The 461-nt window shown below is 67.2% G+C and carries 1 protein-coding gene; it reads right to left on the bottom strand.

Annotated features, from left to right (window positions below; translation table 11 throughout):
* A partial coding sequence (locus tag M3147_RS18995) for an NAD-glutamate dehydrogenase domain-containing protein (protein WP_251204956.1) occupies positions 1-461 on the bottom strand: 461 nt, incomplete at both ends.

Consider the following 461-nt stretch of genomic DNA (forward strand, 5'->3'; position numbering starts at 1 on the left):
TCCTTCACGCGCTCGATCAGCTCGATGTCGCGCACGGCCGTGCGCGCCGGATAGTCGTCGCGATAGCCGGCCGGGAACGACTCGGCATAGCGCTGCAGCAGGCGGTTGCCTTGCTCTTCGCCGAATGCGTCGAGCAGCGCGTCGGCGAGATCGTCCTGCCAGCGGCGCGTGACCTGCACGAGCCGCGTTTCGAGTTCGCGCGTGTCGACGTCGGGCATCGTGCCGGGTTCGGCATGCACGACGAAATGAACCCGTGCGATCGCCGATTCCGACAGCAGCGGCGTGAATTCGACGTTCACGCCGTTGTACGCGTCGACCAGCAGCTTCGCGATGCGGCGGCGCAGGTCGGTGTTGTACTTGTCGCGCGGCACGAACACGAGGCACGACACGAAGCGGTCGAACCGGTCGCGGCGCACGAACAGGCGCGTGCGCTGGTGTTCCTGCAGGCGCAGGATGCCGAG

This window comes from Agromyces mediolanus (assembly GCF_023715325.1).
GTDB classification, from domain to species: Bacteria; Actinomycetota; Actinomycetes; order Actinomycetales; family Microbacteriaceae; genus Agromyces; species Agromyces mediolanus_A.